At 74.9% G+C, this 2,358-nt stretch carries 1 protein-coding gene; it reads right to left on the reverse strand.

Annotated elements, in window-relative coordinates; genetic code table 11:
* On the reverse strand, positions 1-2,206 hold a 2,206-nt coding region (locus ETD85_RS67195; RefSeq protein ID WP_420847399.1), incomplete at its 3' end, for an ATP-binding protein.
* Positions 2,207-2,358: the final 152 nt, after the last annotated feature.

A 2,358-nucleotide genomic window follows, 5' to 3' on the forward strand; every position in this document is an offset into this window, starting at 1 on the left:
GCCCTGCCCCTGGCTCCGGCTCTTCCCCCGGCCCCGGCCTCGCCAAGCCCGCCCGGTGCGTCACCGTGTACGCCAGGTGTTCCACCTCATCCGCCTGGCAGTCCACGGCATCCGCCCGGCGCTCCATCCTGTCCGCCCGGCGGCCCACCCTCTCCGCCCGGCGGCCCGCCGCGTCAGCATGGTGGCCCGCCGCGTCCGCCCGGCGCTCCGTCGCGTCCGCCCGGCATTTCATCGTGTCCGTCCGGCGTTCCGTTGCGTCGTCCGTCCGGCGTTGTGGGGCGTCATCGGGGCGGGGGTGCTGGAGGCGATCTGAGGTGTCGCCGGAGCTCGGGTCCGCCGCGCGTTCCGCTCGGGAGAGGAGGTCGGCGGTCAGGGTGAGCGCCTCGTGCGTGCGGGCCGCCGCGGCGAGCAGCGTCGCTCTCCGTACGTCCAGGTCGTGGCGGAGAGCTGCGTTCGTGACCTCTCGCGCCGTACGGGCCAGCAGGTCGAGTGCGTCGCCCAGCCGGTCCAGGCCCCAGGCCAGGTTGCCCGCCATGGCCCCGGCCAGACGCGCCCGCGCATGCTCGCCGCCCGGCTCCGGTACGAGCCGCTCGGCGTCGGACAGGACCGTGTGCGCCTGATCCGGGTGCCCGGCGTCGTCCAGAGCGGAGGCCAGCTCGATCGCCGCCCCCGCGCCCCCTCCAGCCTGTACGGCGGCCCGCCCGAGCCGGATCGCCGCCCGATGATCGTGTACGGCCCCCGCCAGCCGGCAGGCCCCCGCCAGCGGCTCAGGATCGGCCTCCAGACCGCCCGCGAGCCGCCACCCGATGATCCGCGCCACGTCGTCACCCCGCCGCGTCCCGTGCGCCTCCACGACGGCCGCCAGATCCGCGTACCTGTCGCGCCGCCGCAGCTCGGGGCAGCGCTCCCTGGCCACATCCCCATACAGCGGGTGCATCGGCCGCACGACCTCCCGCCGCCCCTCGGCCGCCACAGTGATCAGCTCCAGAGCCGCCGCCTCGCGCACCGCCGCCTCCGAGCACAACGCCGCCAGCGTCCGAACGCCCACCGGCTCGCCGAGTGCCACGTACTCCAGCACCTCCGCCGCCGGCCCCGGCAATGCCCCCACGCGGGCGCCGATCAGATCCTCCAGCCCGGACGCGGCAGGCGGGTCCCCGGACAGCCGCCACACCCCGCCGACCGGCTGGAGCGCTCCAGAGGCGCGCGCGGCCGTGACGACCTCGCGCAACCACAGCGCGTTCCCGCCGGTGATCTCGCACAGCCGCGCCACGGTGTCCTCGCCGACCGGCCCGCGCAGCGCCGCCGCGAGCACGGCCGCCAGATCACCGCCCCGGAACGGCTCCACGTCGAACCGCCTGACCAGCCCGTCCCGCCACAGCCCGGCGACCGGTCCGGCGGCGGCCTCGCAGCCGGAGCACACGGTCGCGATCAGCCGCGCCCGCCGGTCCAGGACGAGAGAGGCGATCACCTCGGCCGAGTGACGATCCAGCAGATGCGCATCGTCCACCAGCACGACCTCGTCAAGCAGGAGCTCACTGCCCACCGATCCCCAGTCCGCCGGTCCCCAGTCCGCCGGTCCCCAGTCCACCGGTCCCCAGTCCACCGGTCCCCAGTCCACCGGTCCCCAGTCCGCCGGTTCCCACCGCGCCGGTTCCCCGTCCGCCGGTGCGCAGTCCGCTTGAGCCCAATCCGCCGGTGCCCAGTCCGTCGGAGCACACTCCGGTGCCCAGTCCACCGGTGCGCAGTCCACCGGCAGCCCATCGCCGGCCGGCAGGCCGTCGTCCACGTGCCCACCGTGGCCGGTTGGCGATCCGTGGTTCATGTGCGGGCCGGCGTCCGGGGGCGGACCGCCGTTCGCGTGGAAGCTGTCCTCCCGAAGGACGGAAGGGAGGTCCCCCCGCGACGGCGGGGGCGGGTATGCGCGGCCGGCTTGCCGCAACAGCTCCCCGGCGTGGCGCTCCACCGTCCCTCCAGCGTGCAGGCTGGGCAGGAGGGCGGCCAGGGCGCCGCCGGGAACCAGGCCGACCGGCCTGGCCGCCCTGACGACGACCACGCGCGCGAACCGCGCGGCCAGCCGTCCGGCGAGCCGGCTCGTCCCCACCCCGGGTGGCCCCGCGACGAGCACCCCCTGGGCGGTCGGGTCGCAGCAGAGCCGCAGCAGGTGTCCGAGCTCCTCCTCGCGCCCGGCGAAAGGCCAGGTCCCCATAAGGGGAGGTTACGCCCAAGACCCCGAAAGGTGATCGCTTATCTTCCTCTTTTGTAGTCCATACAGGCATGAACGGGACGTACCACCAAGAAAGAGGTGAGAAGGATGGTGCAGTCAAGCCCGAGTCAATGCCGCTGACAGACCCGCAAGGG

Origin of the sequence: Nonomuraea zeae (assembly GCF_005889725.1) — a bacterium.
GTDB classification, from domain to species: domain Bacteria; phylum Actinomycetota; class Actinomycetes; order Streptosporangiales; family Streptosporangiaceae; genus Nonomuraea; species Nonomuraea zeae.